We start from the raw sequence: 25,861 nt of genomic DNA, 5'->3' as shown, positions 1-25,861 counted from the left end.
GCTCGACGCGAGGAGCATCGCTATGCCCGCCACCCTGTCCCGGGCCCTGACCCAGCAGCTGAGATACCGTGCCGACCTCGGCCTGCTGTTCGACCCACACACCGGCACCTTCCATCGACTCCGCAACGCGGTCGCCGAATCGATGGTGTCCCTGATGTTCTCCGGCGCCGATGACGACACCGTCATCGGCGATATCGCGCAGCGCTACAACGCCGCCCCCTCACGCGTCGCCGCCGACGCCGCCGACCTGGTCGCCACCCTGACCTCCCCGCAGCCAGCAGCCGTCCAGGACGACGGCCGCGGATCGTTGCTGGGCGTCGACAAGCGGTTCGACACGAAGCTGGACTTCCCGCTGCGGCTGGAAATCGAGCTCACCGCCGTATGCAACTGGGCGTGCGGATTCTGCTACAACGTGTGGAAGATCGACCCGGACATGAGCGACGCCGAGGTCCGGCGCGCGGTAAAAGCATTGCCGGAAAAGCATATTCCGACCGAGCTGGCATGCTCGATCCTCGACGAATGCGCAGACCGGGGCTGTTTCGTCATCCGCTACAGCGGCGGTGAGACACTGCTGCACCCCGATGCGATGGAGATCTTCGAACACGGTGGACGCCGCGGCCTGTACCAGGTGGTGTTCACCAACGGCCACTTCCTCACCGCCGAACGGGCGAAGCGGCTGGCAGCAGCGAACGTGCGCTGTGTCCTCGTCTCGATCCACGGCGACCGCGACACCCACAACGAACTGACCGGCCATCCCCGCGCCTATGACCGCGCGATCGACGCGATGCGACTGCTGATCGACGCCGGCATCACCGTGGTCGCGGAGATGACACTGGTCAAAAGCAACATCGACGGTGCGCTGGACGTCATCCGCGATGTGCATGCGCTCGGGGTGCGCGAGTTCGGCGTCATGCGCTACGTCCCGACCGGCCGCCACGACGACCGCTACGGCATTCCGGTGTCGGTCACCATGCCGCTGATCACCCGCATCGACCACCTCCTTGCCACCGAATGCCCCGGGATGACGGTGGCGTGGCCCTGCGCGCAGAAGGTGTGCACCTCCGATACCGACACCCCGTTACGGTCCGACGACCCAACCCTCGGATTGCGGCTGTCGCAGATATCCGGGCACTGCGAATCGGGAATGGTGTGGGGCAGCGTCTCCTACGACGGCCGATTGCGGAACTGTCCGCACTCCAACGTCTACTTCGGTTCCCTGCACACCGAACCCCTCGCCGGAGCATGGCCCGCCTTGACCGACGCCGTGCACGCAGCGGTCGCCACCAGGCCAACCTGCACCGGTTGCGCAGTCGCCGACGCCTGCCGCGGCGGCTGCCACCTGCCCAGCTTCTTCGCTCCAGCGACCGGAGTAGCGCTCGGAATGCCCGCTCTCGCCACCGATAGGATTTCCGGATGACCACGGCAACTGCCCACAACGACAACCCCTCCGTCCCCGTATCGATGCAGGAAGCGATCCTTCGTCTGCAGGCGTACTGGTCGCAGCGAGGTTGCCTGCTGGGTCAGCCGTTCAACACCGAGGTCGGTGCCGGCACGATGAACCCCGCCACGCTGCTGAGTGTGCTGGGTCCGGAAATCTGGAACGTCGCCTACGTCGAACCATCCGTACGTCCCGACGACTCTCGATACGGTAAGAACCCGAACCGCTTGCAGACCCACACCCAGTTCCAGGTGATACTCAAACCTGAACCGGGTGATCCGCAGGAGTTGTACCTGGGTTCGCTGGCCGCGCTCGGTATCGACCTCGATGCCCACGATGTGCGGTTCGTGGAGGACAACTGGGCTCAGCCGGCGATCGGGGCGTGGGGTCTGGGCTGGGAAGTCTGGCTCGACGGTATGGAGATCACCCAGTTCACCTACTTCCAACAGGTCGCGGGACAGAACCTCGACCCGATCCCGGTCGAGATCACCTACGGCCTCGAGCGGATCCTGATGGCGATCCAGGGCGTCACACACTTCGAGCACATCGCCTACGCGCCCGGCGTCAGCTACGGCGAAGTGTTCGGCCAGTCTGAGTACGAGATGTCGCGCTACTACCTCGACGACGCCGACATCGACACCACCCGTGGCCTGCTCGCCGCGTACTCGGCCGAAGCCGACCGGATGATCACCACCCGGCTGCCGGTCCCTGCGCATGTACATGTCCTGAAATCCAGCCACGCATTCAACATTCTGGATTCGCGCGGTGCGGTGAGTACAGCCGAGCGCGCGAAGTGGTTCGCGGTGATGCGCAAGCAATCCCGCGAGATCGCCGCCCTGTGGACCGACTTACGTGCGGAGGCCGGGTATCCGCGCGGAGTACACGCCCCGCCGCCGCTGGCCACTTCTCCCGTCGATCCCGCCACGATCACTTCAGCACCCGGATCGGTGCTGCTGTTCGAGATCGGCACCGAGGAACTACCGCCGCATGTCGTGACCGCGAGCATTTCCAGCGTGCGCGCCACACTCATCGAACTCCTTGATTCCACTGCCCTGCCGCATGGTGAGATCACCGTGCAGGCGACCCCACGCCGGATCGGCGTGCGAGTCGAGGGCATCGCCGATAGGGAACCCGACAGCGTGAACGTGCGCCGGGGCCCGAAGGTCGCCGCAGCCTACGATGCCGACGGTAAATCCACTCCGGCTCTCGCCGGTTTCCTTCGTGCGCAGGGTGTTTCGGCCGATGATCTGCAACGGATCGAAGTCGGCGGTGCCGAGCACGTCGCGGTCGAGAGCACTCGCGCCGGCCGTTCGGCGGCAGTGGTACTCACCGATGTCCTGTCCCGGCTCACCCTGTCGTTGCGGGCGGACAAGAACATGCGCTGGCGTGATCCGGAATTGAGTTTCTCCCGCCCTATCCGATGGCTCACCGCGCTACTCGGCGACCAGATCCTCCCGATCACCGCCGGCACATTGGTAGCGGGCCGCAGCACCCGAGGCCACCGCCAGTCCGCTACACCGACGTTCGATCTCCCTGCCGCCGACCACTATCTCCCAGTACTCGAGGCCGCGGGAATCGTCGTCGACCCGGTCGAGCGCCGCGCACGCGTCGTGTCCTCGGCCGCCGCTCTGGCTGAGGCCGCGAACGGCCGGATCGACGTCGACGGCGACGCCGACCTGATCGATGAGATCACCAACCTCGTCGAATCCCCGACCGGTATCCTGGGCCATTTCGACCCGAAATACCTCGACCTGCCAGAACAAATCCTCATCACTGTGATGCGCAAGCATCAGCGTTACCTCCCGGTCCGCTCCGGCGCGGGTGACCTGCTGCCGGTCTTCGTGACGATGGCCAACGGCGACTGCGACGCCGACGTCGTCCGCGGCGGCAACGAAAACGTGCTCCGCGCCCGCTTCGAGGATGCCGCGTTCTTCTGGAATGTCGACCTGACCATCGCCCCTGACCAGTTCCGGGCCCGGCTCGGGGCACTCATGTTCCACGAGAAGGTCGGCACCATGGCTGACCGCGCCGACCGCATTGCCACAGCGGCCTCCATACTTGGCACCCGCAGTGGCCTCCCTGCTGCTGACGCGGCCACCTTGACCCGCGCTGGTGCCCTCGCGAAGTTCGACCTCGCCACCCAAATGGTGATCGAAATGACCTCCCTCGCCGGCACTATGGCGCGCGAATACGCGACCAAGTCCCGCGAATCCGAACCAGTGGCCACGGCACTGTGGGAAATGGAGCTGCCCCGCTCGTCCGGAGACGACCTCCCCACCACCACACCCGGCGCGCTCCTTGCATTGGCAGACCGCTTCGACCTCCTGGTCGCGATGCTCGCCGTCGGCGCCAAACTCACCGGCAACGCCGACCCCTACGGCCTGCGCCGCGCGGCAGCCGGAATCCTGGCAATCCTGCGCGACCACCCCGAACTCGCCGACGTCACCATCCCAATCGGCCTCAGGACCGCCGCCGACCAACTCCGCGGCCAGGGCCTCACCATCGACCCCGCGGTCCTGTCCACTGCTGAGGAACTGATCACCACCCGCTACGAGCAGCGACTCCGCGACGAAGCAGTCGGTCCAGGACTCATCGCCGCAGTCCGTCCCTCCGCCGAGGCCCCGCATCGCGCGGACATGTTGATCGACCAGATCAGCGAAGCCAGCGAGGACAACCGATTCGCCGACCTTGTGGAAGGACTGCAACGGATCATGCGGATCCTGCCTCCCGCCGCGCCCACCACCTACGACCCCGCTAGGCTCATCGGCCCCGCCGAGCAGCAGCTCCTGACCGTGATGGGTTCGGTGCCTGTTGCCGATGGCAAGCCGTTGACCGAATGGATCCCCCACGGCCACACCCTGATCGAGCCACTGACCACGTTTTTCGACGATGTCCTGGTCATGGCCGACGACCCCGCCGACCGCACCGCACGGCTGGGTCTACTGGCCGCGATCCTGGCGAAAGCTCCAGCCGGAATCGACTGGCGAGAAGTCCACCAAATGCTGCAGAAGCGGGATGGATGACACTCGTCGACCCGGCACCGCGCAGGCGGCTGGAGCCATGGCGGATCGCGACGTCATTGTCAGACGGTCAGAGCTTCCGTCATGAGTTACCGCTGCCGCCGCGCGGGCCGCCGCCGTCAATTCGTGTTCGGCAGGAAATCGAATTCGCCGTCGCGGGCTCCGGCAACGAAGGCGGTCCATTCGCCATCGTCGAAGCGGAGCCTGATCGCGCCATCCGCAGTCTGGACGAGGGTGTCCGCTCCGTCCTTGCGGACATTGACGATGCCGTTGGCGCTGCGCGAGCCGCTGCGCGATTCGTCGATAAACGCGGTCCATGCGTGGAGATCGAAGGTGATCGTGCCGTGCGAGGGGTGCTTGCTGTGCCGCAGGTAGACGCGACTATCGCGGGGGGCGACGTCCACGCAGTTCTCACCGGCCCCGCTGTGGCTGGATGTCCGCCAGCCGGCGGAGGGGGCGACCTCGACGCAGTTCTCGCCGTTGCTGCTGTAGCTGGATGTCCGCCATTCGAGGCGGGTGCCGGTGTTCACCGTCACTCCTTGTCTGTCAGGGTGCTGATTCGGGCTCTGATGACTTCAGCGGAGTCGGACTCCGACAGCGCTGCCTCACAGAGCCGGTCAGCTGCCATTTTATACAACTGCACCTGGTCCTGTTCCTGCATGTACAGGGCGCCAGCCGGGTATTCGACATATCCGATCGATTGGGCATTGTCGAAGTTCAGCAGCATGAAGTCGCCGTCGAGTCCGTCGTGGACGGTGACGCTGAGCGGCATGATGTGCAGCTCGACGTTGTCGAGTTCCTGCAGTTCGAGTAGGCGCTCGAGTTGCGGCCGCATCACCGTAGAACCGCCGACCAGGCGATCGAGTACGACTTCCTCCAGGACGGCGCGATACCGCAGCGGGTTGTTTGCTGCGGTGAGGCGTTGTCGTGCCATCCGCGCCTCCACAACCTGAGGTGCATCGATCGGCGGAACTCTCAGGTTCCCCTGAAGAAGCGCCATTGCGTACTCGGGTGTCTGGAGCTGTCCTGGGAGCAGTGTCTGTTCGTAGGTGAATACCGAGGTCGCGAGCCCTTCGAGTCCGACGAAGGTGCGGAACCAGTTCGGGAAGGCGTCGCCGAACGGCGCCCACCAGATTGTCTGGTCGGCCTGGGACGCGAGCGCGGCGAGGCGTGTGATGTGGACGTCGTCGGCGCCATAGAGCTTGAGTAGGTGAGTTACCTCGTCAGGTTGTTGCTGATTACGGCCCGATTCGAGGTAGTTGATCTTTGTCTGGGTGCAGCCGAGGTGTTCGCTGGCCTGGCGCTGTGACATGCGGGCTCGTTCCCGAGCGTCGCGTAACTCCCGGCCGATGAGGAACCGCAGGGCATTCGGATCTGACCGGTCCCATCCTGGCGTCGTCATCGCGGCCTCCATTCATCGATCGTGCGTTAGCACCCTATCCCGCCTCTCAGGGTGGATCGCCCCATCCCTTGCGGCTGGTATATATACCAGCTACATTACTCTCAATGTCGTGGCATGAGTAACACATCAATACCGCGCACTCAGCGAGTGTTCGAGTGATCTCAGGAGTGATCAGCCATGCAACTTGTAACTGGAGCCGATACTGACCGGCTGTCCGCGTGGTATGTCGGGCAACAGTCGTGGACGTTGCCGTGGATGCAGGGCAGGACGGTGGACACCCTGGCCGCGAATGCGGCTGTTCATGCGGGTGAGGCACTACAGGCTGCGCCTCCACCCGGCGATCCCCGCTGGAGAGATATCCGCTTCGGTGCTGACGCGCTGGGGCTGACCGTCCATGAACTCGCGGTTGTACTGGGTGTCACCTGCACCATTCCTGATCTCCCACCGCGTCGTGCGCGGATCTGGCTACCGGGCGAGCGGAGGTGAGCGCGGGTGTTGTCGAACGCGGACCGAGAACCGTCGTTGATGTACGGGTACCTGCGCAAGGAACTGCTCGGTGACCACCAGAGCGATGTCGAACATCGACTGCGGGATCTGGCTGGGCTGAACGGGTTCAATATCGCGGCCCTCTTCTGCGAGACGGGCGCGGGGACCGGTGCGTTGTGGCAGTTGATGCGGGCCATCGAATCGACCGGTGCCCGCGATGTCGCCGTTCCGTCCGAAGCGCATTTGACTGCGGGCCGTAGTCAGCAGCGGACGAAGTTCCTCCACGATCTCGATGCCGTCGACGGCTTGCGTGTGTGGTGTTTGGACCTGAGCAACCGGTCGGTTGTGCTGAGCGGATTTCGCCGCAGCGTCGTCCTGCCGCGTGAGCGCACGTTGGCTCGACTCCTGCTGCGGACCGGTTCGGTGACTGTAGTGGAGGAGGCCCGCATGGACATCCTCAATACCCTGTCGAGAGCCAGGCTGCGGCACATGGTCGACGACGTCGAACACTTCGTGCTATCTGCTCTGTCCGACTTCATACCCGCAGACAGCGGCGGCAATCCGCCGATCTTCGCCGATCTCACAGCCACGCTGCCGAATCTGACCGAGTCGATCGTTCTGACGGTGTGGCTGTTGCTTCGGGGCCCGGCGTTGGAGGTGCAGGTTCTTCGGTCGCCGATGCTTTCTCTCGAACCGATCGGTCCCGACGTACTTGGCCCGGCAGCGGCTGGCCGACGCTCGCTACGCGGGGGCGCCCGAATCTCTTGGATCCGGCTGCCGATCGAGCCTGGTCAGTCACCGCTGGCGGCGGGGCGAGCATCATGAGGCGGGCATTGGGGATCGTCCGTCGCGATATCGCGGGGGTGGCGGCCGAAACGGTGGCTGCGGGGATCAGGGCGCTGGCGCGCGTGCACCGCATCCAGCTGGACGAGATCGTGTTTCGCGACTCCAGCGAAGGCTTGGTCCGGCTGCTCGCGAATCTGCCCGACTCGGTCGATTTGGTGATGATTCCGTCGGAAGCCCACTTGGGCGCGTGGATTCCCGCCGCCCGGCGCACAGCTGAGGTGTGGTCGGTCGATCGGGGCGTGTGCTGGCCCCAGGGTGAAGGCAGGACGCGGTTGATATCGCGCCCCGATCGCCTGCGGGAGATCCGATGACATCTCTCGCGGGCCACACGGAGTATCCGCTATCGGTCGACTTGGTCCGCCTCGTTCGCGAGGCCGGTTGCGACACATCGGAATCCGGTGTCGTCGTCGAGCATCGAATGCGCGGCGTCGTTGAATGCCGACGGTTCGCCTCGGTCGAAGGGGCTGGTGAAGGCACTGCCTTTGAGTTCGTACCGGCCGCTGGTGGTTTCGGTGGCGGTCCATTCCCAGGTGTTGTCGACGAGGTCGTATACACCGAATGGACTGACACCGCTGGCGTAGGTCGCGACAGGGGTTGTCGTGCCAGGGCCGGAACCGCGAATATTGCATTTGGCTGGGGTCGGTTGGTTTCCCCAGGGCCAGACGTTGCCGCGGGTACCTCGAGCAGCTTTCTCCCACTGCTGGCTGGTCGGCAGGGACTTCTGGGCCCATCGGGCATAGGTGGCGGCGTCGTCCCGGCTCACCCAGACCACCGGGTGATCGGCGATCTCACGGGCCGGAGCCGGACCGCCCCAGTGGTGGGGTGCGGAATACCCTTGGGCCGCCACAAATCTCGCGTAATCCGCGTTGGTGGTCGGGAAGACATCGATCCAGTACCCAGCCACCCATACGGGTTGGTCCTGTGGCCCCGCGAGGTAGATCCCTTCGGGAATCCAGGTCATGAGCTTGCCGTCAGCGGGATGGCGGGTGTCGGTGCGTTGCTCAGGTACGTCGGTATCGCGGGCGTCGCTGAGGACGGCCGGGGATATCGCTTCGACGAACCGGGTCAGTTCGTCGCTGCCCAGCCGCGCCAGGATGGTGTCGAGTGCTGCTTGGTTGACCGGGCGGGGGCGGATGTTCTTGCCGCCGGCCTCCCAGCGGGAGATCAGCCGAGGATTGACGCCGATGTGTGCGGCGAATTCGGTGATACTCATTCGCCGTGCGTCTCGCAGTGCGCGCGCTTCGGCGCCGGTCCAGCTGCGGACCACGATGCCCATCGCCTGTGTGCTCCCTTCCCCGAGCGGTGGGTTCCGAGCCTAGTCACAATAGTGGCGCAAAGCAGGTCAGATGCGTTGCGGGGGAATGGATTCGTACTCTGTCCGGAGCCTGGCGATCATCTCATGGTCGACGGGCAGGTCGACGTTGTCGATGCGGGCGATGGCGCGAACGCCGACCGCTGCGTTGGTCGCGACCGCGCCGTCGACATGCGGCAGTTCGGCCAGCGTGATGGGTTTGACGACGACGTCCTCATCGAGGGTCTGGCTGAGCAGGCGCATCGTGATGCCGGGAAGTACCTCGGCCTGCGGCCAGATCAGCTGGCCATCGGAGATCACACCGATATTGGAGGTCGCGATCTCGGTGATGGTCCCATCGGCCAGGGTGAACAGGACGTCATCAGCGCCATCGCGTTGCGCGAGGCGACGCTGGTAGAGACTGCCGAACAACCCGACATGCTTGGTTTTGGGCAGGTCGCGGGTGTAGACGGCCGACCGCAAAGTCAGCGGGGCCTGCGGGACGGCGGGAGCCTCCCGCGAGGTGACGAGGATCTGCGGGTCGGCGTCGGCTCCAGGTTTGCCGAGCCCGAGGTGCGGGTCGAACACAGTGACGCGAACAACCACCGGAGACGCCGTGTCCGGCAGCGCGTGACGGATGAGTTCGCGTACCCGGTCGGGGTCGAGCTCGGTGTCGAACACGGTGCGGCAGTCGCGGATGAGTCGGTCCATGTGCTGGCTGAGTCCGCGAACAGCGTGGTTCTCGACCCGCATGGACGTGAAGTGCCCGTACCCGACCAAACCCAATGCAGCGAGATCGGACTCGGTGATCGGCGACCCGTTGAGTTCCATGGGGCCAGTCTGTCATCGACCGGCCTGCCTGGAAGCAGCGCTGGGTGCTCAACGTCAGCGAAACGTCAGTGCAACGCCGTGAAGCGACAGTTCCGGCCAAGCGCCCGCACACCGATTCTGAGGTTCATGGAAACCACCGAGGGCAGGGCCGGGTTCGGTGCCCGGCCAGGCCGCTCGATACATGCGCAAGGGGTTCAGTGATGACCGACGATCTGCCGCAGCGTAATCCAGGAGCGACGTTGCCCACGCATTTCGAGCGGCTGGGCGAGGCGCTGGCAACGGTCATCGTCGCCCGAGACGAGTCCGGCGGCCCGCTAGCGCGGTCGTTCTCGTGCGACGAGGCGACGATGCGACGGGTCGCTGAGCAATTACCGCTATGGACCGGCGACCCTGCGGCCGATTGATCCGCCATGGAGCGCCGCCTGGTCGTTGACTTCGACATCCCGGGAGTGCCGGTACAGCACTACCGAGCAGAGCGGTGTGCCGCAGAGGCATTCGCCGCCGAAGCAACACGACAGGGACTGGCGCGTGTGACGGTCGACGATCTGGCGACCGACGAGATGAAACAACTTCCGTACCAGCGGCTTTTCCTACCCAGCAGAAGGGACGACCACACTGATGGACTCGATACGAGCACCGATGCGGCCTGGCATGCGGCCGATGGACCGCATGCCCGCCATTATCTGCACTGATGTCGGGCACGACCCGGACGATTTGCTGGCGCTCATCCTCGCTGCGGCGGCGCTGCCGCTGCGGCTGGTGGTGACCAGTGACGAATTCGGCGGCGGTCAACGCGCAAGGCTGGCGCGGTTCCTGCTGAACTTGTGCGGGCGAACCGGGGTCGTGGTGGTCGCCGGCGCGGAAATCGAGGGCGCGCAAGCGCGATGGGTGTGCGACGGTCTGGTGCCCGCCGGATTCCCGCCAGTCTCGGCGCCGGTGACCGGGTCGGTAATCGACGCCGTGCGCGCGGTGCTGGGCGAGACCGGGCGTGCGGCGTGGATCGGTCAGGGACCGATGAGCAACCTGGCCCACCTCTACGCCGACGCACCGGGGTTGGCGCGGCGGCTGACGATCATGCAGATGGGCGGCGGCTTCGCCCATCTGTACAGACGGCCCGATCGTGCCTCGCACAACCTGCGCATGGACCCCGCAAGCGCCCGGACGGTGCTGACCGCGCCCGATCTGGACGTAGCCTTGGTGACCTCCGATGTCACCTTCACCCCCGAGACCGCGATCGACGCGGACAGCGAGGTGTATCAGCTGCTCGCGGCGGCCAACGCGCCGAAGTGGGCGAAACTCGTCGCTGCGGGCTACGACCGATGGTTCGCCGGGGAACGTTCCGCGTCGATGGCGGCCGACCCGCTGACCGTGACCGCTGCGGCCGGGATGGGCTTCGTCGAGTTCGCCACCCATCACGTGACGGTGGCGCCGGACGCGCGCATGTACGACAACCCCGACGGTGTGGCCCTGTCCATGTCGGTGGCGGCGGACTATGCGGCGTTTCGGGCGTGGGTCACCACGGTGGTGCAGCATGCTCTCGAGGTCGGGATGCGATACGACCCCGCCTTGATCGGGCATAAGCCGGGGAACACCCGACCCGTGGCCACCGGGCACGCCATGCCGATCGGTACCCGGTAATGGCCGACAGCCTGGTGCGAGGGCACCTGAACCCGGCCACCTTGACACACACCCAATCCAATATCGGCGACTGCTTCGCCGACCCCGGCGCACTGACCTACGGCCAGGCCCTGCATGCCCAGACGCTGCACCAGTACTGCTCACCGAGCTGCGGTGTCCGCAACCGAATCGATGAACAGCTCGGGACTGCGGCCAGTGAAATCGGAGAGGCGAGCTCAGATGACTAGTCCCCGTCGCGCAGACAATGAGGCGATCGTGCTCGATCCGTCTCAGGCACACAGCGGACGCATTCACGACGTCCTGTTGGGTGCGGGCAAAGACGCCTATCTGGTGGACCTCGAGGCCGGTCACAAGCTGATCACCCACTCCCGCGCCTTTCTGGTCGCGGCCCGCGCGACACGTTTGTGGCTGCTGCGGGCCGTGCGGTACCTGGCAAGTGAACAGCTGGTACGGCAGTTCGTCGAACTCGGCAGCGGCTACCCATGCTCGCCGAACCTGCACGAGGTAGCCCGCAACTGCGCGCCGACCGCACGCATGGTCTACGTCGATCACGACCCGGTGGTCGCCGCCCACGGCCGAGTATTTCTCGCCGACGAACAAACTGAATTCGTCCACGCCGATCTGAGCGACACCGACGCCCTCGTCACCGAGATCACCGCTGCCATGGATCCGAGCGAGCCGATCGCGGTGTGTCTGTCGTTCGTCGCCGAATTCCTGCCCGACCCGGGCATGGTCGTGGACGCGGTCACGACCATGCTGCCGAGCGGCTCGTTCCTGGCACTCAGCCATATCACACGTGACGCTGATCCCGGCCCCGTCGACCGCGCGGCCGATATCTACACCGGATTCGGCATCGAATTCCGTTCTCGCAGTCGCGACGAGGTCGCGGCACTGCTGGCCGGCTATGACCTCGTCGAACCTGGGCTGGTTGCGCCACACCGTTGGTGGTCACCCCACGACGTCGACCAGCGTCGTGCCCGCAACCTCGGCTGGGAGCCGCCGCAGGCCGACGACCTGTGTTGCCGCGCCGCCGTCGGGCGACTGCGATGACGAGGTGAGCCCCGGCGAACGCCAACCCAAATGAGCATCAAATGTGCTGATGGACAAGGAGATCCGTAACCATGATCGAGGCGGGGAGACAGATGAACGAATCCGGCGCGGATCGCGTCGCGAAGTTGTCCGAAGCCCTGGAACGCACCGATCTGGACAAGGTCCGGTCGTGGGGCCAGATGGTAGCCAGCCGACTACGGCGCGGCGGGCGAGTGCTAGCCGTCGGAAATGGTGGAAGCGCCGCGCAGGCGCAGCACCTGGTTGCTGAGTTGGTGGGCCGGTTCGAGACGGAGCGCAACCCACTCGCTGCGCTCGCGCTCACCACTGACTCCGCGGTGGTGACTGCGATCGGCAACGACTACGGCTTCGACCAGTTGTATGCCCGGCAGGTCCGTGCACACGGTCGGGAGGGCGATGTGTTGATCGCGATTTCCACTTCCGGGTGCAGCACGAACGTGATCGCTGCCGCCACAGAGGCGAACGAGCTAGGGATGCTCACCTTCGCCTTGACCGGTCCCGCTGACAGCGTATTGGCGCGAGTATGCGACGAGGTGGTGTCAGTCGATTCGTCGGCGACCTCAACCATTCAAGAATGCCACCTTCTGATCGCGCACGAACTGTGTGCGGCGGTCGATGCGGCTTTGGCATCCGCCCCGTCGACGTCGCAGCCGACCGAAGCAGAGACCGCCGAGTCCGTCCCGCCGCCGACGGTTGAGCACGCTCGGCGCCTGGTGATTGTCGGTGACGTGCTGGCCGACTGTGACTGGTGCGGTGAGGTCACGCGGGTATCGCCGGAAGCGCCAGTGCCGGTGCTCAGCGCGGTGTCACGGCAGTGGCGACCAGGCGGGGCAGGCTTGGCCGCGATCCTTGCCGCCCACGATGGCTGCGAGGTCACGCTGGTGACCGCGATCGGCGCCGACGAGCCCGGCCTGCGGATTCTCAGCGACCTCACCGAGGCGGGGGTGTCGGTGATCGATCTGGGCATCGAGGCGCCGACCCCGGTGAAGATCCGGATGCGGGCACGCGGACAGACCCTGGTCATGGTCGACGACTCCGATCCGGCGGTGCCGGTGGGCGATCCGCCCCCAGAGGTCGCGCACGCCCTTGTCGAGGCACAAGGCGTACTCGTCGCCGACTACGGGCGCGGGGTAGCCGCCCAACCACGACTGCGAGTACTGCTGGCCACCGTGGCGCGGCGTGTGCCGGTGGTGTGGGATCCCCATCGTCACGGCCCGGCACCGACCGACGGGGTGAGCGTCATCGTCCCGAATGCGGAGGAAGCCGATCTGCTCACCGCCGAGGACGGAGCGGCCGGCGACCTCGACAGCGATGTCCGCCGGGCGCGCAGCCTTCGATCACGATGGCGATGCCAGTACGCGGTGGTCACCCGAGGCGCCGATGGCGCTGTCCTGGTCGGCGCCGACACCGATCCCGCGCACGTATTCCCGGCCCCACGCCGGGAGCAAGGCGATACCTGCGGGGCGGGTGATCGGTTCGCCGTGAGGCTGCTCGGTGAACTGATCGGTAATCGCACAATGTCGACAGCTGTGCAACGCGCCGTCACAGCGGCGGCCGACTACGTCGCCGGGCAACGCGCTACGGCGGGCAACCACCCGCGACCGGATGGCGCGGGTGACGGGTTCGCTGTGGCCGATCGGGTGCACGCAGCCGGTGGCCGGGTGGTGGCCACCGGCGGCTGTTTCGATGTGCTGCACGACGGGCACCGACAGCTGCTGGAGGCCGCTCGCGCCATGGGCGACTGCTTGATCGTGCTGCTCAACAGCGACGCGTCGGTGGCCAATTTGAAGGGACCGAACCGGCCGCTGGTACCGCAAGCGCAGCGGGCGGCGATGCTGACAGCATTCTCCTTCGTCGACGCGGTGCTGGTGTTCGACGAGGACACCCCGGCTGCGCTGTTGGAAAGGTTGCGTCCGCATGTGTGGGTCAAAGGCGGCGACTACGGAGCGACCGAACTACCCGAAACGGCCGTGGTGCAACGTCATGGCGGCCAAGTTGTCGTCGGCCCGTACCTGGAAGGGGTGTCGACGAGCGAGCTGATCGAACGCGCTGTCGCCGGGCGGGTGATGCAGCCATGACCCGCTCCGTGCTGGTCACCGGGACGGCCGGGTTCATCGGCGGGCATGTTGCCACCGGTCTGCATGCGGCCGGGTGGACGGTGACCGGAGTCGACCAGAATCCCGCGGCTACGGCGTGGCCGTGGGAATCGATCACCGTGGACGCTGCCGACCCAGCTGTGCTGGCTCGGATCGCTGGAGGGGAGTTCGCGGTGGTCGTGCACCAGGCAGCGGTCAGCGACACCCTCGCCGCAGATGACGAGCGGTTGCGGTGGGCCAACGCCACGGTGCCGCTGCGGCTGGCTCGCGCATGCACCGACTCCGGGACACGACTGGTGTATGCCTCCTCGGGCAGCGTGTACGGCGTGGTGCCGCACGGGGCGTCGTCCCGCGAATCCGACACCGAGGATCGTGGGCGCTGCTCGGGCCCCCTGAATTGTTACGCGAAATCCAAACTCGTCCTGGATCAGTCGATGCTGCGCCGCGCGGCGGTGTTCGGCCTGGATTGCGTGGGGTTGCGCTACACGAACGTCTTCGGTCCCGGCGAGGAATCCAAAAGCTCGATGGCCTCGATTCTGTGGCAGATCGTCACGGCCGTGGCGGCGCGGCGGCCGGTCCGGTTGTTCGACGACACCTTGACCGCCGCGCGGGACTACCTGCCGGTGCAGGTGCTGGTGTCGACGCTGGTGCGGCTGCTCGATACCCCGCAGGTCGCAGGCGTCTACAACCTCGGTTCCGGGACCGCGATCCGGTTCGAGACCTTGCTGGGCTGGTGTACGGAGTGGGCGGGCGCACCGGTGCCGCTGGTGGGGGTGCCGAACCCGATCCGTGACCGCTACCAGTACTGGACGTGCGCCGATATGCGGCGACTGCGCGCCGCGTTGCCTGGCCTGGAGCCGGTGGACACCGAGGTGATCCACCGGTACGCCCGCGACCTGTTCGACCACGCCCGCGCCGAAACCTTCGGCGTCGGCGAGCTTGTGAAGTCCCTGTGATCGGAGGAAACGCAATGTCTACCAGCACAACCGGCGTGCTCGCTGGCGAGAAGGCGCTACGCCACCGGCTCACGGCCTTGTCGCGGTCGCTGCGCGAGGTGACCGCGGTCGAGCACCTCCAAGAGCCGCGGTACATCAGCTACGACACCGTCCGCGATGCCGACGGCACCACCTACGGCCGCAAGAAGGCGATCCTGATGTCGGGCGGCTGTTCGGTGCCGACCTGCACCATGTGTCCGTTCACCAACTACAACAACTTCGGCCTGCACGGCGCGAACCCCCGGGGCTTGCGCGAGCAGGTCGCCACGCTGCTGGCACGCACCGATGACGAGCCGGACTACGACATGCTCGCCCTCTACAACGACGGGTCGTTCTTCGCCCGCCGCGAGGTACCGGCCGAGGTCCAGCTCGATATCGCCCGCCGCGTCGCGGTCACTGGTGTGCGCCGCCTGGTCGTCGAAAGCCTGCCCCAATTCCTCACGCCCGAGACCCTGGCACCTTTCGTCGAGGCCCTCGGCGATGTCGAGCTCGAGGTGGGAATCGGGTTGCAATCGGCCGACCGGCTGGTCCGCGAAACCCTGGTCAACACCCGAATCACCCGTGAGTCGTTCGAAGACGCGGTGGCGTTGATGCAGGCACACCACGTAATTCCCAAGGTGTACCTGATGATCAAGCCCCCGTTCCTCACCGACGGCGAGGCCATCACCGACGTGATCTCCTCCACCGAGTACGTGGCCTCGCTCGGCATCGGCGGAGTCACCGTGTGCCCGACGAGGCTGGCACCGAACACCGTGGCGTGGTGGCTCTACCAACGCGGGCACTACCAGGCGCCGAACCTGTGGACCGTCGTCGACGCCGTGCGCGGCGCGCACGCCAAAGCGGCGGTGCGGGTGGCCTGTATCAACATGCGCGGCACAGACTTCGACTCGGTGTACCCGGACTCCTGCGAGCGCTGCGCGAACGGCATCGTCGACGGGCTGGTGTCCTACAGCGTCACCGGTGACCTCGCCGATTTGCCCGTCACCTGCGACTGCCGGCCTGACATACGAGCGGTCGACCTCGACCATGACGCGATCCTTGCCCGCACCGCGGCATCCCTCGACGTCGGCGAGGCCACCCCGTGAAACCGCCACCTACCATCGCCGAACCACCACCAGGGTCGCACCTGCCGCAGATTCTGGCTGCTGCGCACGCTCGGCATGGCCCCGTCTTTGGTGTCGGCTCAACGACGGGGCCGCCGACGGTGTTCTGCATCGGGCCGGACTCGGTGCGGGAGATGTTCGACCAGGAACGCGCAGGCACGCTGAGGGTGTACAACACTGCGGCGGTGCAGGCGCTGTTCCGCAGAGCGGTGTTCACCCTCCACGGTGCCGAACACCTGCGGGCGCGCAGTTTCCTGTCGACCGGGTTGCGCCACGGTGCGGTCACCGCCTACCTGCCGACAATCGGCGCTATTGCGCACCGCCATGTCGCCCAATGGGCCACCCTGCCGACCATCGAGCTCTATCAGGCGGCGCGCGACTACACGATGGCAGTGTGCCTGGCCGCGATCATCGGCCTGGCCGTCGACGACCCCATCGCACAGCGGGTGCCGGACCTGTTCGACCGATTCGTCGCCGGAACCGAACTCCCACCGACCCGCACGACCGGCAGCGACCCGGCATACGCCGCCGCACTCGCCGCCGCCGAGGAACTGCGCGCCCTGCTCGAATCGCCCGCAGTGCGCATAGAGGGCAGGGCCGAGTCGGTGACCTCGAAGCTGGTCGCCGCCGGTCACGCCCCGGGCGGAAGCTTGGCTGATCATCTGCTGGCCCTGCTGATCGCCGCGCGAGAAACCACCGCCAGCCTGGTTACCTGGTTGCTGGTCGAGTGCGCGCTCGACGACCAGCTCGCCACCGCGCTCACCGCTGAAGCCCGCAGTCTGGTCGAGAACCCGTTGCAGGTGCTCCAGCACGGCGCTATCCCGCAGTTGCGGCACGTGCTGACCGAGTGCACCCGAGTCCATACACCCAACACGATCGCGACCCGGCGGGCCACTACGCCGGTGACGCTCGGCGGCTATCTGGTCCCAGCAGGCTGGCACGTCGCCTACAGCGCTCCCGTCACCCACCTTCTACCGCAGGAATATCCGGACCCGGAAGCGTTTTGCCCGCAACGCTTTCGCAGTGCCGAGGGCAGGCGCCGCGCCGCGGGGCTGCTCGCGTTCGGACGCGGCCCGCACGCCTGTGCAGGTCGCGGGTTCGCCGAGGCCACGACACTGTTGCTGGCGGCGGCTGTGCTGGCCGAACACTGGATCGACCTGCCGGCCCGACGACCAGAGGTCGGCCGATTCCAGCCGGTCCGGGCGCCAGCGGGGCCGGTCGAAGCCCGCATACGCACAAGGGAGGTGGCTGGCCGGTGAACATCGACGACATCGTCGACCGGCTCGCCCGGTTCGAAACCGCGACAGCAGCCCGGCTTCATCTGATCGCCAGCGAGAACCAGATGCCCGCCGACGCCCGGCTGCCGTATGTGAGCGCTGCCGCCGTCCGCTACTGCTTCGGCAGCGCCGAGGACACGCACTGGGCGTGGCCTGGACGCGACGAACTCGCCGAGCTGGAATCGGTAGCGGCCCACGCCATCGGAGAACTCCTCGGCGCCCAGCATGTGAACACCAAACCCGTCTCGGGATTGTCGGCGATGACGGTGGCGCTCTCGGCGCTGGCCGGGCCGGCACACACCGTGCTCAGCCTCGCCGAAGCCGATGGCGGTCACGGCTCGACACAGTTCGTCGCACACAGGTTCGGGTTGAACTGGCAGCCCCTGCCCGTCGACCCAGCCACTATGGGCGTCGACCTCGAGCTGCTGGCCTCCCAGGCCCGCCGGACCAGCGGGCCCGTGCTGGTGTACCTCGACTCGTTCATGGCGTTGTTCCCCCATGACATCGCCGGCATCCGGGCCGCGGTCGGCGAGGACGCGGTGATCCATTACGACGGCTCGCACACCCTCGGCCTGATCGCGGGCGGCGCGTTCCAGAACCCCCTAACCGAAGGCGCCGACAGCCTCGGTGGCAGCGTCCACAAGACCTGGCCCGGTCCGGTCGGCAAGGGCATCGTGGCCACCAACGATCCGAACCTCGCCCACCAGATCGACACCCACGCCGCCGGATGGATATCGCACCATCACCCCGCCGACGTCGCCGCGCTGGCGATCTCGACGGCATGGATGACCGCCCATGCCACCCACTACGCGACCGCGACCGTCACCCACGCCCGCCGCCTGGCTTACGCCCTCGCTGCAGAGGGGTTCACCGTGTGCGCGGCCGACCACGGATACACCCGATCACACCAGGTGTGGATCGACATCGCTCCCACGTGCCCGGCTGATACTGCCTCACGGCTGCTGTATGAGGCCAGGATCGTCGTCAACGCCATCCCGTTGCCCTACCTGCCCGAGCCCGGCCTGCGGCTGGGAGCACAGGAACTGACCTTCGCCGGTCTCGACGCCGCGGGTTTCGACGAACTCGCCGCGCTCATGGCGCGCGTACTCATCCACCGCGATCACCCTGAACAGGTCGCCCGCAACGTCGCAGACCTGCGCATCCGCTACGGCATCGGCGACGCCGCTGCGGCCGACCATACGGCGCAGGAGGTGCTGCGCCGAGCGTGGCGGCAGGAAGAGAGGACTTCATGAACGCCACTGATCTGCCACTGACCACCAGCGACTTCTTCTGGCGACCCGACTGTCGTCATTTCATCGGCGGCCTGCCGTGCAAGCACTGGCGTCCTTGCCCAGGGTGCACACTGTATGACCCGGTGACCCACCGCATCCTGATCGTGATGCTCAAACGGATGGGCGACATGCTCATCGCCTCCCCACTACCGGCCCGCATCAAAGCCGAACACCCCGGCGCACACATCACCTGGCTCGTCGGCGCCGAATCCGCCCCCATCGTGGAGATGATCCCGCACGTCGACCGCGTCCTGACCTGGGAGACCGAGACCGCCCACACAGTGCTCGCCGAACACTACGACGCCGTCTACAGCTTCGAACGCCACCCCGCCGTGGCCGGGCTCGTGCCCCGGATCAGCGCCGAGCACCACGCCGGCCTCGCCTACGGCGGCGAGAACAACAGCCTCTATCCGATCGGCACAGCGGCCCGGCACTTCTTCGCCATGAACACCTGGAACGACTTCCGCACCAGCGGAAACAGTAAGACGTGGACCGAGCTGTACTTCGAGGTCGCCGGCTACATCTACACCGGCGAGCCCTACCAGCTGTCGGTGCCGGACGCGGCCAAAGCCCGCGTCGCCGCGCGGCTAGGTACCAGCGGCGGCTGGGTCTGCCTTAACGTCGGCGGCTCCAAGACGACCAAGCTGTGGCCCACCGGTCACTGGGCCGACCTCGGGCGGCGACTGCTCGGCGACGGGCACCGGCTGGTCATCACCGGCGGCCCCGCCGACGCCCGCACCTGCCACCAGCTGTTACGAGAACTGGACACCGGAGTGGGCCGAGTGCGTCACGACGCCATGACCCTGCAGGAATTCGCCGCGGTCCCGGACTTCTGCGACGCGATGGTGACCGGCGACAGCCTCGGATTCCACCTCGCCCTCGCCTACGACCTGCCGGTGGTGCTGCTCCTGGGCCCGAGCAACGGCGCCGAAGTCATCCCCAAACACGCCGACAATGTCACCGCGCTGCGGTCGACTCTGCCGTGCTCCCCGTGCGCACACCGGGTCACCTGCGGCGGGATCGGCGGCTGCATGGACACCATCACGGTCGCCGACGTCCATGGCGCGGTCCGCAACTCACTGTCCACAGCCGCCGTGCGGGAGGGCTGACCGCGTGGGATACGTGCTCGGGCTCGGCGGCCCCTACCATCACGACGCCTCCGCCTGCCTCGTCGCCGACGGCCAACCCGTCGCGTTCGCCGAAGAGGAACGGTTCTCCCGAATCAAGCATCACCGCGATTCCCGCTCGGCCGCCTCCTCGGCCGCATGGTGCCTGGCCCAGGCCGGAATCCGGTGCGGTGATATCGACGAGATCGCGGTGGCCTGGAACCCGTACTGGCCGAACCCCGCCGATGAGATCACCGACCCAGACCTAATCGCTGAACTCCTCGGACCGCTCGGCACCGGCCCGGAAAGACCACGTCGACTGACCATCGTCGGCCACCACCTCGCCCATGCCGCCAGCGCCTTCTACCCCGCAGGTGTCGCCGACGCCGCGGTCATCGTGGTCGACGGCTCCGGCGACGGTGTCTCCACCAGCATCCATCACGGAACCCGAGCCGGTCTGCGATGCCTGCGAACCTTCCCGTTCACACAATCACTGGGCTGGTTCTACCAATTCGCCACCGAACACGCCGGGCTCGGCGACTGGACCCACGCAGGCAAACTGATGGGCCTGGCCGCCTACGGAAAACCGACCATCGACCTGAACTTCCTGCACCCCACCCGCGACGGCTACCACCTCGACCTCACCCCCTACGGCCTCGCACCCGAGGCCGACCACACCGCCGGCTACACCGACCTCACCTACTACCGAGCCCTGCGCCACGCCTACCGCAAGGCATTCACCGACGCCGGAATCCCGCGCCAAGCACCAAGATCGGACGACGCCCACCAAAGCCTCGCCGCCGACCTCGCAGCATCGGCCCAATTCCTGCTGCAACGCTGCCTGATCAGCGTCGTCTCCACCGCTCTGGAGGAAACCGGCGCGACCGCGCTGTGTCTGGCCGGCGGTGTTGGGCTCAACTGCACCACCAACGGCATCCTCGCCCGCACCCCCGACACCGACACCTTGTTCGTGCAACCGGCCGCCGGTGATGCCGGATGCGCTCTCGGCGCAGCCCTGGAAGTCGCGCACCGCCGCGGTGACCACACAGTGCCCGGTCCTCGCCAAGCACACGCCTTCTTGGGTCCGGCCTACGACAACCACGCCATCGAGACCGCCCTGCACGATGCCGGCGCGAACTTCACCACCCCACCCGATATCGCCGCGACCGCCGCCCGCCTGATAGCCGAGGGCAAGGTCATCGGCTGGCACCAGGGCCGCGCCGAAGCCGGTCCACGGGCACTCGGTGCCCGCAGCATCCTCGCCGACCCCCGCACCACCAGACTGCGCGACCGCATCAACCGCGACATCAAACACCGCGAACTCTGGCGGCCCCTCGCACCGAGCATGCTCGACCCGACCGGCTGGACCACCACACCCGACGGCCCGGCAGAATTCATGATCGTCGCCCACGAGGCCACACCCCGAGCACGCCAACAGATCCCCGGCGTCGTCCACGCCGACGGCACACTGCGCCCACAACACGTCGACCCCGCACACCAACCGGAATACGCCCGACTCCTGCACGCCCTCGAAGCCGAGACCGGGATCGGCGTCGTATTGAACACCAGCTACAACGGCCCCGGCGAACCGATCGTCGACACCCCAGCCGACGCACTCGCCAGCGGCGCCCGACTCGGCCTGGACGCCCTCGTGATCGGCGACTACCTCGTCACCACACCACCATCGGCACCCACCCATCAACAGCACCGACCACCGAGAAAAGGATCATGACCAGCGTGACCGACACCGACTCGATTGCCCTCACAGACCGAGTCCGCGCCCGCTACGGCGACGCGGTACACATCGGCGCCGACTGCGACATCGCCGACGACGTCGACTTCGTCGTCGACACCGACGCCACCATCACCATCGGTGACCGTGTCAGCATTCGCCGCGGCACGACCCTGCAAGCCAACACCGGCGGACACATCACCATCGGCGACGACACCGCCCTCGGCGAGAACGTCGTCCTGTCCGCCATGACCCGCATCCACATCGGACGCGGCGCAGGAATCTCCAACATGGTCGACATCCACGACCACAACCACCGCGCCCGCACCCCCGACACCCTCACCCCGGGTGAGCCCATCACCCCGTGGGCCAGCGGATTCGACACCGCTCCAGTCACCATCGAGCCCGGCGCGATCGTCGCGAACAAAGTCTCGATCACCGCCGGCGTCACCATCGGCCAAAACGCCCGCATCGGCGCCAACGCCGTCGTCACCGCATCCGTGCCGCCGAACACCACCGCCGTCGGCGCGCCCGCCCGCGTCACCGCCCGCCACCCCGGACCCCTCGACCCCGAACACCCCCGACCCCAACTGCGGATCGGCTGGTTCGGAACATCCCTGATGGAACACTACGAAGCCCACAACCCCCGCCTCGCAGTCCAAGCCGATCTCCCCGAGATCGGCGAACAGATCACGGTCACCGAATGGCGCAAACGCGGCTACGTCCATGTCCTGACCACCGGATGGTCCACCCGCTACCCATGGATCACCTTCACCACCGACAACCACGGCGAAGGAGGAGCAACCAGCCGCGACGTCCTGACCAACCTCCGAGCCGCAGTCGACGCCGGCGGCCGATGGGACCTCGCCGTCCTCGGAGTCGGCCTCAACGACGTCTGGCGACACCACCAAGGCCGGATGAGCGAAGCAGTCGGCATCGGCGAATACGACACCAACATCCGCACCGCCCTCGGGCTCCTCAGCGCCTGCGCCCGCCGGATCGTCGTGATCGGTGAACCCCCGATCGGCTGGGACCCCACCATCGACGTCGCCGCCGCCAACGGCGATCTGACCGAATACAACCAGCGCGCCCGCCGCGCCGCCGCCGACCACGACGCGGTCTTCGTCGACATCTGGGACGACATCACCTATGTCGCCACCTGCTTCGGATGGTCACCCGCCACCCCCACGGCCCCAGCCGCCGAAGCACCCAGCGTGTGGGCCGACGGAGTGCACCTCTCCGAACAAGGCGACGAAACCGTTCGACACATCACCGACCAAGCCATCACCGCCCACCGAGTCCTCGATGGCCTGCTCACCCTCGACAGGCTCGACCGCGCGACCGCGGCTCGGGAATACGCCCAGTGACCCTCGCCCACCCGGCGATCAAGACCATCGCAGACGTTATGCGAAGTGCGGACCCTCCTCGCGTCGTCTTCTGCGATTGGCACGGAGTGCTGTGCCGGAAACCGTTCTGGCACAGCATTACCGACGATCCGGATCACTCCCTTTACGCTGTTCTGAATCGAGAACTGGACCGGCTGTTCACGACAGGCAATCGGGAGGGCCGCGAATGGATGTGCGGAAAGCGCAGCTCCCGCGACATCCTCACCAACCTCGCTGCCACGCACTCGGGCCTCGATGTTGACCAGCTCCTGACGCAACTCGCACACGACATCGCCCACATGCCCGTAAACCAGTCGCTTCTCCGAGCACTGCGTGACGCCCGGTACCACTCGACCGTTGTCCTGGCGACCGACAATATCGACGCGTTCACCAGCACCTTTCACGCCGTCACGTCCAGTCATAACGAACAACCATCAGGCACGGAGACGCTGAAAGAGGCTGCCGCCGTATTCGACGACATCATCAGCTCGAGCGACACCGGCGTACTGAAATCCGAAGACCCTGAAGCCTTCTTCGGCTCCTGGCTGACCACCGCAGGGCTCTCCTTCGGCGAGGCGCTTCTGATCGACGACCGCGCCGACAACTGCGCGGCATTCGAACGATGCGGCGGTGCCGCCATCGAATGGACCCGATATCGGCTGGAAGAGCTGTCCGCCTGAACGAGCCACCGTAGACCTGCTGCCAAATGCAAACCGGAGCGTTCAACCGAGCAGCAGCAAGAACACGAAGCATCAGAAGAGAGCCGACGACCGATGGCCGGTGGATTGATCGGCCACCGGTCGAAGCCCTCTGATTTCTGTGTGGCAGGCCAGCCCCTACTTCAGCGCTTGCAGGGCGGTATGTACCTCAGCGACCTCGTCGAGCAGCATGTCGAGACGGTCGAGCAGGTCCGCCCGCCGTTGATGGGTGCTCACAACAGGCAGTTCCGAAGCCTCGCTGGTGCCGACTTCGGAGCGGTCGAGCGGCTGGTCCGTCGCCGGGGTCGTGCCCTGGTCTTCTCCGAAGATTGTGCTGCATAGTTGGCGGACACGTTCTTCGTCGTTGCGGGAGAAGCGCCACGCTTCACCATCCGAGGTGGGTGTGCCACCGAGTTCGTCCGCCGCGTCGTGGAAACGGCGGTCGTATGGTGCCTCGACTTCGACCTCGGACCCGACCGAGATGATTACACTTTGCATTGCGGAGCCCTTTCTCCGTACCTGCCCCGGTCTGGTGTTGGCCCACCAGCCGGGGCGTCTCAATTCTGGCGGATACGACGCTATATGTGCGCCCGGAGACCATCAATAGGTAATTCAGCGAAAAGATTTCCACAGCAATATTTTTCGCGAGTCCATCGGAAAACAATTTAGGGATTGGTCCTACACTTGGCGGTTACTCAGCTACCTGCGGATATGAATTCTTCGACGCATGGTGGTTCAGTTCGTGCCGTCGGCAGCCAAGGCGGCGCGGATGAGGCCGGCGAGTTCGACTGCCTGCTCCAGAGACCAGGACAGTATTCCGTTTTCCGCCATCAGGGCATGGAATTGCTGTTCGCGGTAGGGCACTCCAGGTGGTAGGGCGGCAACGTGCCAGTGGAGGTGAGCGTTGCCCTGTTGGCTGCCGAGACTGGCGATATATAGCCGTTCGGTGGGGACCACCGTTTGCAGTGCTCTCCCAACGCGGCGAACCATTCTCATCAGTCGCAGATATTCGTCTTCGTCCAGGTCGTCAACCACATGCTCATGGTGATGTTTCGGCGAAACGAGCACGTAGCCGGGCAGGGTCGGATACCGGGACAGGAACGCGATGTTCTCATCGTCCTCAGCAACGATCTGCTCAAGCTTCGAGTCGTGCTGTCCCGCGACGATGGCGCAGATGAAGCACGGTTTCGAGCGAACCCGCCGTTCATAGTCGTCGATGTCGAACGAGATGCGTTCCATGACAACGATTCTGCGCCGATCCTGCTCACGAAGGCGCCGGAACGGCACGATAATTACGCGGCGCGGTGCCGCCTGATCGGGGTGGTCGCGGTGAGCAGAAGGAGCTGAATCAATGATGTTCGACGACAAGTTGGGCGAGTTCCAGCAATGGCAGGCCAGCCCATGGGGCAGGCTGCGGTACACGGTGGCGATGGCGAACCTTGTCCGGCACCTGCCCGCCGAGCGAGGACTGGAGATCCTCGATGTCGGTGGTGGCAATGGTGTGGAAGCGGTTGAACTCGCTCGACGCGGACACCACGTCACCATCGCCGACCCCTCACCCCAGTCCCTCGCCGAAGCGAACACGATCGCCTCCGAGCGTGGCGTCCGCGACCACATCACCACATACCCGGCCGATATCGACTCCCTCGGCGCCACGCTGGGCACCGACGGCTTCGATGTCGTGCTACTGCATAACGTGCTTCAGTACCTTCCGGAGAGGGAACGCACCGCAACCATGCTGGCGGACCAGCTTCGGCCGGCTGGGGTGCTGTCGCTGATAGCACCCAACGCTGACACCGACCCACTGCTGAGTGCGGTGCGTGGCCTGGATCTGGACGAAGCACTGTGGCTGCTGGATAGCCCCACCCGGTACAGCGGCGCGTACGACACCAGAACTCACGCCTGCTATGCCGACCGGGTCGCGGCGGACCTGCGCACGGCGGAGCTGAGCGTTATCGGGAGGTACGGCATCCGCTGTGTCTGCGACCTCATCGTCGACGACTCCCGCAAGTCCGACCCGGATTTCTACAGCAAGCTCGAGCGGCTGGAACTCACCTTGTCCCACCGCGCTCCGTACACCCATACCGCACGGTTCTTCCACCTCATCGCAGCCCGCGCACAGTAGATGCTCCGCACGGCGTACGTCCCGAGGCGTTC

At 66.2% G+C, this 25,861-nt stretch carries 26 protein-coding genes and 1 pseudogene; 21 read left to right on the top strand and 6 right to left on the bottom strand.

The features are described 5' to 3' along the window. Positions 1-22 precede the first annotated feature (22 nt). Both QH276_RS13345 and QH276_RS13340 read left to right on the top strand, forming a co-directional pair. Complete coding sequence (locus QH276_RS13345) at positions 23-1,417, top strand: radical SAM protein (protein WP_051047388.1); 1,395 nt, start codon at positions 23-25, stop codon at positions 1,415-1,417. Further along, entirely contained in the window at positions 1,414-4,461 is a 3,048-nt protein-coding gene (locus QH276_RS13340) for a glycine--tRNA ligase (RefSeq protein ID WP_051047389.1), read from the top strand. The genes QH276_RS13345 and QH276_RS13340 overlap by 4 nt, the downstream gene beginning before the upstream one ends. Positions 4,462-4,577: 116 nt before the next feature. Here the strand turns inward: QH276_RS13340 and QH276_RS13335 are convergent, their stop codons facing one another. Next, positions 4,578-4,988: a DUF397 domain-containing protein gene (locus QH276_RS13335; RefSeq protein WP_051047393.1), complete on the bottom strand. Its 411-nt coding sequence runs from the start codon at positions 4,986-4,988 to the stop codon at positions 4,578-4,580. Between the two features lie 2 nt (positions 4,989-4,990). Continuing rightward, a complete protein-coding gene (locus tag QH276_RS13330; RefSeq protein WP_197986986.1) occupies positions 4,991-5,872 on the bottom strand; it encodes a helix-turn-helix domain-containing protein in 882 nt (293 codons plus the stop codon). Between the two features lie 165 nt (positions 5,873-6,037). Between QH276_RS13330 and QH276_RS13325 the strand changes: the two genes are divergently transcribed. From QH276_RS13325 to QH276_RS13315, 3 genes are read left to right on the top strand one after another with little or no spacing between them, the layout of a single operon-like run. Further along, complete coding sequence (locus QH276_RS13325; protein ID WP_157112998.1) at positions 6,038-6,346, top strand: hypothetical protein; 309 nt, start codon at positions 6,038-6,040, stop codon at positions 6,344-6,346. 6 nt (positions 6,347-6,352) lie between these two features. After that, entirely contained in the window at positions 6,353-7,171 is an 819-nt protein-coding gene (locus QH276_RS13320) for a hypothetical protein (protein ID WP_147265986.1), read from the top strand. A gap of 38 nt (positions 7,172-7,209) precedes the next feature. Continuing rightward, the gene (locus tag QH276_RS13315) at positions 7,210-7,503 is read left to right on the top strand and encodes a hypothetical protein (protein WP_043737905.1); all 294 of its coding nucleotides are present in this window, start codon (positions 7,210-7,212) and stop codon (positions 7,501-7,503) included. A 29-nt stretch (positions 7,504-7,532) separates the two neighbouring features. Here QH276_RS13315 and QH276_RS13310 read toward each other — a convergent pair whose 3' ends face one another. Both QH276_RS13310 and QH276_RS13305 read right to left on the bottom strand, forming a co-directional pair. Continuing rightward, a complete protein-coding gene (locus tag QH276_RS13310) occupies positions 7,533-8,468 on the bottom strand; it encodes an SUMF1/EgtB/PvdO family nonheme iron enzyme (protein WP_082393299.1) in 936 nt (311 codons plus the stop codon). Between the two features lie 66 nt (positions 8,469-8,534). Next, positions 8,535-9,314, bottom strand: coding sequence for an aminotransferase class IV family protein (locus QH276_RS13305; protein WP_043737908.1), 780 nt, complete (start codon positions 9,312-9,314; stop codon positions 8,535-8,537). A gap of 200 nt (positions 9,315-9,514) precedes the next feature. Between QH276_RS13305 and QH276_RS13300 the strand changes: the two genes are divergently transcribed. The 15 genes and pseudogenes from QH276_RS13300 to QH276_RS13235 all read left to right on the top strand — a co-directional run bounded on the left by QH276_RS13300 (position 9,515) and on the right by QH276_RS13235 (position 23,686). Continuing rightward, positions 9,515-9,718, top strand: a complete 204-nt coding sequence (locus QH276_RS13300) for a hypothetical protein (RefSeq protein ID WP_043737910.1) — start codon at positions 9,515-9,517, stop codon at positions 9,716-9,718. 6 nt (positions 9,719-9,724) lie between these two features. Then, complete coding sequence (locus tag QH276_RS13295) at positions 9,725-10,006, top strand: hypothetical protein (protein WP_068048176.1); 282 nt, start codon at positions 9,725-9,727, stop codon at positions 10,004-10,006. After that, positions 9,984-10,952 carry a nucleoside hydrolase gene (locus QH276_RS13290; protein ID WP_157227750.1) on the top strand — a complete coding sequence of 323 codons (969 nt, stop codon included), beginning with the start codon at positions 9,984-9,986 and terminating at the stop codon, positions 10,950-10,952. The genes QH276_RS13295 and QH276_RS13290 overlap by 23 nt, the downstream gene beginning before the upstream one ends. Continuing rightward, positions 10,952-11,179, top strand: a complete 228-nt coding sequence (locus QH276_RS13285; RefSeq protein WP_043737912.1) for a hypothetical protein — start codon at positions 10,952-10,954, stop codon at positions 11,177-11,179. The genes QH276_RS13290 and QH276_RS13285 overlap by 1 nt, the downstream gene beginning before the upstream one ends. A 28-nt stretch (positions 11,180-11,207) precedes the next feature. After that, positions 11,208-12,002, top strand: coding sequence for an SAM-dependent methyltransferase (locus QH276_RS13280; RefSeq protein WP_054814843.1), 795 nt, complete (start codon positions 11,208-11,210; stop codon positions 12,000-12,002). A 92-nt stretch (positions 12,003-12,094) separates the two neighbouring features. Next, a pseudogene (locus QH276_RS35535) lies at positions 12,095-12,637 on the top strand (D-sedoheptulose-7-phosphate isomerase); the annotation flags it as partial. 96 nt (positions 12,638-12,733) lie between these two features. Continuing rightward, the gene (locus QH276_RS13275) at positions 12,734-14,098 is read left to right on the top strand and encodes a PfkB family carbohydrate kinase (protein WP_232111129.1); all 1,365 of its coding nucleotides are present in this window, start codon (positions 12,734-12,736) and stop codon (positions 14,096-14,098) included. Beyond that, positions 14,095-15,072, top strand: a complete 978-nt coding sequence (locus tag QH276_RS13270; protein WP_043736640.1) for an NAD-dependent epimerase/dehydratase family protein — start codon at positions 14,095-14,097, stop codon at positions 15,070-15,072. Before QH276_RS13275 ends, QH276_RS13270 begins: the two co-directional genes overlap by 4 nt. Before the next feature lie 14 nt (positions 15,073-15,086). Further along, positions 15,087-16,196, top strand: coding sequence for a hypothetical protein (locus QH276_RS13265; RefSeq protein WP_138456835.1), 1,110 nt, complete (start codon positions 15,087-15,089; stop codon positions 16,194-16,196). A gap of 152 nt (positions 16,197-16,348) precedes the next feature. Continuing rightward, positions 16,349-17,473: a cytochrome P450 gene (locus QH276_RS13260; protein ID WP_138456836.1), complete on the top strand. Its 1,125-nt coding sequence runs from the start codon at positions 16,349-16,351 to the stop codon at positions 17,471-17,473. Further along, positions 17,470-18,744: a hypothetical protein gene (locus tag QH276_RS13255; RefSeq protein ID WP_051047262.1), complete on the top strand. Its 1,275-nt coding sequence runs from the start codon at positions 17,470-17,472 to the stop codon at positions 18,742-18,744. Before QH276_RS13260 ends, QH276_RS13255 begins: the two co-directional genes overlap by 4 nt. Continuing rightward, positions 18,741-19,892 (top strand): glycosyltransferase family 9 protein, encoded by a 1,152-nt coding sequence (locus tag QH276_RS13250; protein WP_043736645.1) that lies wholly within the window; start codon positions 18,741-18,743, stop codon positions 19,890-19,892. Before QH276_RS13255 ends, QH276_RS13250 begins: the two co-directional genes overlap by 4 nt. A 4-nt stretch (positions 19,893-19,896) precedes the next feature. Continuing rightward, the gene (locus QH276_RS13245; RefSeq protein WP_051047263.1) at positions 19,897-21,621 is read left to right on the top strand and encodes a carbamoyltransferase family protein; all 1,725 of its coding nucleotides are present in this window, start codon (positions 19,897-19,899) and stop codon (positions 21,619-21,621) included. Further along, complete coding sequence (locus QH276_RS13240) at positions 21,618-22,988, top strand: GDSL-type esterase/lipase family protein (protein ID WP_051047264.1); 1,371 nt, start codon at positions 21,618-21,620, stop codon at positions 22,986-22,988. The genes QH276_RS13245 and QH276_RS13240 overlap by 4 nt, the downstream gene beginning before the upstream one ends. Next, positions 22,985-23,686, top strand: a complete 702-nt coding sequence (locus tag QH276_RS13235) for a hypothetical protein (RefSeq protein ID WP_043736648.1) — start codon at positions 22,985-22,987, stop codon at positions 23,684-23,686. The genes QH276_RS13240 and QH276_RS13235 overlap by 4 nt, the downstream gene beginning before the upstream one ends. A 156-nt stretch (positions 23,687-23,842) precedes the next feature. Here the strand turns inward: QH276_RS13235 and QH276_RS13230 are convergent, their stop codons facing one another. Then, complete coding sequence (locus QH276_RS13230; protein ID WP_043736650.1) at positions 23,843-24,202, bottom strand: hypothetical protein; 360 nt, start codon at positions 24,200-24,202, stop codon at positions 23,843-23,845. A 237-nt stretch (positions 24,203-24,439) separates the two neighbouring features. Continuing rightward, on the bottom strand, positions 24,440-24,943 hold the full coding sequence (locus QH276_RS13225) for an HIT family protein (protein ID WP_043736653.1): 504 nt from the start codon (positions 24,941-24,943) through the stop codon (positions 24,440-24,442). A gap of 112 nt (positions 24,944-25,055) precedes the next feature. Here QH276_RS13225 and QH276_RS13220 point away from each other — a divergent pair, with 112 nt between their 5' ends. Then, a complete protein-coding gene (locus tag QH276_RS13220; RefSeq protein ID WP_043736656.1) occupies positions 25,056-25,829 on the top strand; it encodes a class I SAM-dependent methyltransferase in 774 nt (257 codons plus the stop codon). The last annotated feature ends 32 nt before the right edge of the window (positions 25,830-25,861 follow it).

The organism is Nocardia carnea (assembly GCF_029869215.1).
Taxonomy (GTDB): domain Bacteria; phylum Actinomycetota; class Actinomycetes; order Mycobacteriales; family Mycobacteriaceae; genus Nocardia; species Nocardia carnea_B.
The sequence above is the reverse complement of the archived record's forward strand: the minus strand, read 5'-3'. Positions and strand labels throughout refer to the sequence as shown.